Here is a 7,082-nt window from a genome sequence, read left to right on the forward strand (position 1 = left end):
TTCGCGTTCTGTAAAAGCAACTTCTCTAAGTTAACATCGTTTGATGAAAGAGTCAAGCTTTTTATTATTGTGAAAAACTTAATTTCCCTTAGCGACATGTATTATCATAATACACACCCCTCACAGATGTCAACGATTAAAGCAAAAAAGTTCAAAAAAACTTTCTCCTTTTAATTCACAAGCTTTTAAATCATTATCCTTCTAAGACTTTTCGTATACTTTCTTATAAAATAAACTATTGCTAAAAGCCTTATCAATCGACTTATAGCAACAGTTCTTCTTTATCTACTTTATTAAAGAACTAACCAACTTGCACTCAAACTATACCTCTTGTTAGGTTGTTGAATTCTCTCGTCAACTGACTGCAAGGTGTCGGTGAGTTACTTTTAGTTAAACAAGTATTTCAATGCGTTATGATCGCTAAGCCTCTATATATAACAAATACTTTTATAAATAGCTCTCATTTAGTTTTTCACATAATAATATCTGTGGAAGACGCCTTCACTCTTTGTAGTGACGCCATTTATAGAAATAAGATCCTTTTCAACAAGAAATTCAATGAAAACTTCTAAATCTGATGAGTAGTTTTTCAACTCCTCTTGCTCATGCAACTCTTGAATGGTCCAGCTACTTTGTTTTTCCATTACTTCTCTTATATGAAGAGCCCCGTCTTTTGTTCTTGAATGAATATAAAATTCACTTGCCAAGAATAATAATTCTAATCGCTTGTCAATCGGTTCATCACTCGATATTAACTCTTCGTACAATTTATAAATCGCTGGTTCCATTTGTTTGACTTGAGACCAAACCGTTACTTCTGGAGGCAATCCATTTTCAAGCACAGCTAATCGAGCTAAATGATGAAGTGATTCTACCATATGATGATAGGCATCCATATAGTTCTTTTCTTCAAAAAATGATTTTCCTTCCATATAGCGTCGGATTAGTTTAGCGAACTCCATGCCCATTTTAATTTTCCGACCATAGAAAGGATAATCTTTGAGCTCAGTCTTTAGTTTTTCCATAAATTCATTGCGATCATAAATTACACGTCCATAAAAAAGCCAATCAACTAATTTCCGATTCGTGCCAAGCAATAACCATTTATGTAATTGCTTTTCTGTCACAATGTGCATCGCTGCTTTTTTATCTAAATACGTATAATGTTTTGTAAACACCGGTGTTTCGTTTTCTTTTGTAATGATCAACAATATCGAATCAAAAGTATCCGTAATCTGGCTAACTTTCTCTCTTTTCTCGACTAGGATCACTCCAAGGGTACTTTCCTGGCTGGCGCGCTCTTGATAAATGGGGCGTAGTATTTGTTCCATCATTCTCACTCCTTGCTGTCTCTATCCCATTCCTCCTGATAAATAGAAGAATGGCTAGTCATAAACTCCAGCTTGTTTTCATTTCCCTAGCATTTGTCGGGCTCACCCGTTCTCTTTTTCTAAAACGTTAAAGCTAAACAGATATACTTCTGCTTTTCTCTATTTCGACATATTTACTGCGGATTCCTTCATTTCAAAACCGATATCACTTTTTAAGGTTATTTATGATATAGTATGATGGATGCAAGGAGGAAACAAATCATGAAACCTTATAAAAATAAAATCAATCGCATTCGAACGTTTGCATTAGCTTTAATCTTTATTGGCATCGTTATTATGTATGTTGGCATATACTTTAGAAACCAACCGATTGTGATGGTCATTTTAATGTTACTTGGTGTGCTCGCAATTATCGGCAGTACAGGTGTGTATGCTTGGATTGGTTTACTATCTATGAAGACTGTACCTGTGGAATGTCCGAATTGTGGAAAACATACAAAAATGCTGGGTCGCGTAGATATTTGCATGCATTGCAATGAGCCGTTAACAATGGATCGTTCTCTTGAAGGTAAAGAATTTGATCAAGACTACAATAAAAAAAGTTCACAACAATAAAAACATCCAGCGAAAATCGCTGGATGTTTTTTCTTTTGAATATTTTATTGGGCAGTCGACGTTTTAGCTATGCAACTTTGACATGTTCCGTAAATTTCAAGGCGATGATAATCCACTTGGAATCCCGTTACGTGCGAAGCTAAATGTTCAACTTCGTCGAGTCCTGGATAATGAAAATCAACTATTTTCCCGCAATCATTACAGATAATATGATAATGATCGTGTGTTACAAAGTCGAAACGGCTTGAAGAATCTCCGTATGTTAACTCTTTTACCAATCCTGCTTTTCTAAACACGCGTAAATTATTATAAACAGTTGCAACACTCATATTAGGAAACGTTTTTTCAAGCGCGCGATAAATGTCATCCGCTGTCGGGTGGCTTGTAGAATGAATCATATACTCCAAAATCGCGTGACGTTGGGGCGTGATTCTTACACCTGTTGACTTCAAAGCATCAAGCGCGTCTTTTAATTGTACTTCAGACATCGCCGTGCACCTCACTTCATATAGATTCTTACATTGTAATTGTTATAAACAGTGTACCTAATAAAAGTGTCAGATGTCAAGAAATCACTATACTACCGCCGTTTATCACGCATTTCCGCCTTATTTTTCGTGCAAACCTCTTTCTACTCGTCCAAGTCGTTGATTGACTAGACGGGCTGCAACAAACAAGAAATCCGATAGCCGGTTTAAGTACGCTAAAACATTCGGTGAAACATCGGTTCCAATAGATAGCACGGTACGCTCTGCTCTTCTAACTACAGTTCTGGCTACATGAAGCGTTGCTCCAGACGGATGCCCCCCTGGCAAGATGAAATTGCTGAGCGTCGGAACGGCATCGTCATATTGATCAATCCATTGCTCAAGCTTTGTGATATCTTCTTCCGCTAGTTTCCATTTCACTTCTTTTCCTTTTGGGGTAGCAAGTTCTGCCCCGACATGGAACAAAGTTGTCTGGATTTCATGAAAGACTTTTAAAAGTTCTTCTTTTTCCTCAAAGAACTCTGCATTCAAATGCCCAACTGCTAAACCAATTAATGTGTTTGCTTCGTCACATGTTCCGTAAGCTTCTACTACCGCATCATTTTTAGCTACTCGTGATCCATAGACAAGTGACGTTGTCCCTTTGTCACCGGTTTTCGTATAAATTTTCATAACTTAATACCCCTTTTCCATATCGACTAAATTCGTTGGAACGGATTGATCAACAAGCCACTTTTTCAAATTCGGTATAAAGATATCGAGTGTACGGTCTACATACTTTCCTGATTTGCTAGAGATATGCGGTGAGACAACAACATTATCCATTGACCAATATGGATGATCGGCGGAAAGCGGTTCTTGTTCGAAGACATCTAAAACAGCAAATGCGATTTCGTTTTCTTGCAGCGCATTTAATAGAATGCTATCTGCGACTAAATCACCTCTACCGAAATTCATAAAAATAGCACTGTCTTTCATTGTTTGGAAATGGTCTTCTTTTAAAAGATGTTTGGTTTCATCTGTACTTGGTAAAACCGAAATAACATAGTCTGCTTCCGGAAGCTTTTCTAGTATCTTTTCGAACGAAACCATCTCGTTCATATTCGGCGCCTGTGCACCAGAGCGATTACAGCCAATTGTTCGGACACCGAAAGCTTGTAGCAATCGACCGATTTCCGCTCCAATAGCTCCCGGCCCAAGAATCAAAGCAGTCGTGCCATTTAATTCTGAAGAACGTATTTTTCGCTCCCATTGTTGATTGCGTTGATTTTCATAAATAACTGGTAACGCGCGCTTTAAAGCCAGTAAATGAGCCAAAGCTGATTCAGCCATCGGGGTCTTATGAATCCCTTTAACATTCGAGACGGTAATGCCTCTCGCTTTAATCGCTTGATGTGGTAGTTTTTCAATCCCCGCACTTGCCACCATAATCCATTTTACTTTTTTTGCCGATTCAATATCTTCAGCAGTCAAGTCTTCTCCATAAGTAACAATGATATCTGCGGATGACAACCTTGTTTTATCCCGGTACAGGAAATAGAAATCGACTTCAGGAAATTCGTTTATCATTCGTTGCTGCTGATCTTCTCGTGGAACAAAAGTAAATAAAATTTCCATAAACGTCTCCTCTCTTATTGGTTACTCATTGTTTTCAAGTTTTCTAAAACGTCTTGTATATGATTTGGTACTTTCACTTTCCGCCACACTTTCACGATTGAGCCTGTCGGATCGATTAAAAAAGTTGAACGCTCGATACCCATAAATTTTTTACCGTACATATTCTTCTCTACCCAGACGCCGTAATCTTCAGACATTTGGTGGTCTTCGTCTACTAAAAGCGAAAATGGGAGTCCGTGTTTTTCGATGAATTTATTGTGGCGGTCTTGTGAATCTGCACTTACTCCTAAAATCACGGCATTGAGCGCAGAAAAATCAGCTTGCGCATCACGGAAATCGCACGCTTGTGTCGTACAACCTGGTGTCATGTCTTTTGGATAAAAATAAAGAACGACGTATTTATCGCCAGCAAAATCTTTTAGTGAAACAGTTTCTCCTGCCTCATTTTTCAATGAAAATTCTGGTGCCTGCATGCCTTCTACTACTGCCATTTTACCCACTCCTTTTCTTCCTTCTATCGTACCGAACACAGCGCTTAGTTTCAATTTCTTTGGCGTTTCGCAACAAGGTTGTCTACAATAAAGAAGAGTTTAATCAATAGGAGGCAATCATTCAATGAATCATTCGACATCAGAAGAACTACATAAAGAAGCGTTAGTACACATCGTAGGTGGCGTTAATAGTCCATCGAGATCGTTTAAAGCAGTCGGTGGCGGATCACCTGTTGCTATGGAATGTGGCAAAGGTGCTTATTTTTGGGACGTTGATGGCAATAAATACATAGATTATTTAGCGGCTTACGGACCAATTATTACTGGTCATGCTCATCCACATATTACAAAAGCAATTACGCACGCAGCAGAAACCGGCTTGCTTTATGGAACACCGACACGTCACGAAATTACTTTTGCCAAAATGTTAAAAGAAGCCATGCCAAAAATGGATCGAGTTCGCTTTGTAAACAGCGGGACCGAAGCCGTTATGACTACCATACGTGTATCGCGTGCGTACACTGGCCGCACAAAAATTATGAAGTTTGCAGGTTGTTATCATGGACATTCTGATTTAGTGCTTGTTGCCGCGGGATCTGGCCCTGCAACACTTGGTACCCCCGATTCAGCAGGTGTTCCCAAATCCATCGCCGAGGAAGTAATCACAGTTCCTTTTAATGACATCGAAGCATTTTCAGAAGCAATGGATCGTTGGGGTGACGAAATTGCTTGTCTACTCGTCGAACCGATTGTTGGCAATTTCGGAATTGTTGAACCAAAACAAGGTTACTTAGAAGAGGTTCACCGCATCGCGCATGAAAAAGGCGCTTTAATTGTTTATGATGAAGTAATTACCGCATTCCGTTTCCATTACGGCGGTGCTCAAGATATGCTTGGATTGACACCAGATCTTACCGCACTTGGCAAAATTATTGGTGGTGGTTTACCAATTGGTGCTTATGGTGGTAAAAAAGAAATCATGGAAACAGTAGCTCCCCTAGGTCCCGCTTATCAAGCTGGGACAATGGCTGGAAATCCTGCCTCGATACAAGCTGGAATTGCTTGTTTAGAAGTTCTTCGTCAAGAAGGTGTTTATGAAAAAATGGATAAACTCGGAGAAAAGCTGGAAAAAGGAATCGTAGCGGCTGCTAAAGAATTTGACGTTACAATTACTGTTAATCGACTAAAAGGTGCATTAACCATTTACTTTACAGATGTAACCGTAGAAAATTACGAACAAGCAGAAAAATCTGATGGTGAAATTTTTGGTCGTTTCTTTAAATTGATGCTCGCTCAAGGAATCAACCTTGCTCCATCAAAATACGAAGCTTGGTTTTTAACAACTGAACATACAGAAGAAGACATAGATTTTTCTATTCAAGCGGTACGCAAGGCGTTTAAACAGTTATAATAAACGTAAATCGTTTTTGAGGAAGGAGTCCCTAAGCATATGAAATTAGGTGCACGTATCTTTAAAACTGGCGTGGCCATTTCTATGGCCTTGTATTTGGCCAACTTATTGGATTTGCCTTCTCCTGTTTTCGCAGGGGTAGCAGCGATTTTCGCTATCCAGCCATCTATTTACCGTTCTTACTTAACATTACTCGATCAAATTTACGGAAATTTGATTGGTGCTACAATAGCGATTGTTTTTGTACTTACGCTTGGTAGTAATTATTTAACCATTGGTATAGCAGCAATATTAGCTATTGTCGTCATGCTGAAGTTGAAGTTAGAAAATACCGTCCCTTTAACATTAGTAACAATTATTATTATTATGGACTCGCATTCTACCAATTTCTTAACTTTTGCGTCTTTAAGAATTTCTACTGTTATGCTTGGAATTATATCCGCTTTTATCGTAAATATGATATTTTTGCCACCTAAATACGAAACGCGGTTGTTTACTTCCATTCATTCGGTTAGCGAAGAAGTGATTCGTTGGATTCGCGTTTCAATCCGTCATGCGTCAGATCACGCCTCTGTTAAAGAAGATATTGATAAATTAACAGAGAAACTAATAAAAGTTGATCAATGGTACTCATTTTATAAAGAAGAACGCAGTTACACCAAAAAGCAACAATATACGAAAGCCCGCAAATTGGTGCTGTACCGTCAAATGATTGCCACATCAAAAAAGAGTTTAGAAGTTTTAAGACGACTTAACCGCTTTGAAAATGAGTTAATGGAACTACCAGAACATTTTCATATGATGGTGCAAGAGCGGCTGGAAAGTTTAGCGAGTTATCATGAGCAACTTTACATGAAATATGTGGGTAAATTACGTCCCGAACATAGCGAAGGTTCTGGCACCGATGCCGTTATGAGACGAAACGAAGTTATGACAATTTTTGTAAAAGAAATTAATCTAGCACATGAAGAAAATGAAAGTGAATTTTCGGTTTATCATTTAATGCATGTATTATCAGCCATTTTAGATTACGAAGAACAACTAGAGCATTTAGATTTACTTATCATCGCTTATTTGAATTATCATTCAGAAGAAGTAGACACAGGTCTTGAAAATGCCATATAAAAAA

The 7,082-nt window shown here is 38.3% G+C and carries 8 protein-coding genes; 3 read left to right on the forward strand and 5 right to left on the reverse strand.

What is annotated here, in order from left to right:
* Positions 1-464: 464 nt before the first annotated feature.
* Positions 465-1,331: a nucleotidyltransferase-like protein gene (locus GPDM_RS13315; protein WP_008432142.1), complete on the reverse strand. Its 867-nt coding sequence runs from the start codon at positions 1,329-1,331 to the stop codon at positions 465-467.
* A gap of 261 nt (positions 1,332-1,592) precedes the next feature.
* On the opposite strand from GPDM_RS13315, the gene GPDM_RS13320 reads away from it, so the two are divergent.
* Positions 1,593-1,946 (forward strand): YgzB family protein, encoded by a 354-nt coding sequence (locus GPDM_RS13320; protein WP_008432143.1) that lies wholly within the window; start codon positions 1,593-1,595, stop codon positions 1,944-1,946.
* 44 nt (positions 1,947-1,990) lie between these two features.
* Here the strand turns inward: GPDM_RS13320 and perR are convergent, their stop codons facing one another.
* The 4 genes from perR to bcp form a co-directional block, all read right to left on the reverse strand.
* Entirely contained in the window at positions 1,991-2,434 is a 444-nt protein-coding gene (gene perR / locus GPDM_RS13325; protein WP_008432144.1) for a peroxide-responsive transcriptional repressor PerR, read from the reverse strand.
* Between the two features lie 120 nt (positions 2,435-2,554).
* On the reverse strand, positions 2,555-3,106 hold the full coding sequence (locus GPDM_RS13330; RefSeq protein ID WP_008432146.1) for a cob(I)yrinic acid a,c-diamide adenosyltransferase: 552 nt from the start codon (positions 3,104-3,106) through the stop codon (positions 2,555-2,557).
* Positions 3,107-3,109: 3 nt separating this feature from the next.
* On the reverse strand, positions 3,110-4,051 hold the full coding sequence (locus tag GPDM_RS13335; protein ID WP_008432147.1) for a D-2-hydroxyacid dehydrogenase: 942 nt from the start codon (positions 4,049-4,051) through the stop codon (positions 3,110-3,112).
* A 14-nt stretch (positions 4,052-4,065) separates the two neighbouring features.
* On the reverse strand, positions 4,066-4,542 hold the full coding sequence (bcp, locus tag GPDM_RS13340) for a thioredoxin-dependent thiol peroxidase (protein ID WP_008432149.1): 477 nt from the start codon (positions 4,540-4,542) through the stop codon (positions 4,066-4,068).
* Positions 4,543-4,666: 124 nt separating this feature from the next.
* Between bcp and GPDM_RS13345 the strand changes: the two genes are divergently transcribed.
* Together GPDM_RS13345 and GPDM_RS13350 are read left to right on the forward strand one after the other, a co-directional pair.
* The gene (locus tag GPDM_RS13345) at positions 4,667-5,953 is read left to right on the forward strand and encodes a glutamate-1-semialdehyde 2,1-aminomutase (protein WP_008432151.1); all 1,287 of its coding nucleotides are present in this window, start codon (positions 4,667-4,669) and stop codon (positions 5,951-5,953) included.
* 39 nt (positions 5,954-5,992) lie between these two features.
* Entirely contained in the window at positions 5,993-7,078 is a 1,086-nt protein-coding gene (locus GPDM_RS13350; protein ID WP_008432152.1) for an FUSC family protein, read from the forward strand.
* Positions 7,079-7,082: the final 4 nt, after the last annotated feature.

It is taken from the genome of Planococcus donghaensis MPA1U2, assembly GCF_000189395.1.
GTDB classification, from domain to species: Bacteria; Bacillota; Bacilli; order Bacillales_A; family Planococcaceae; genus Planococcus; species Planococcus donghaensis_B.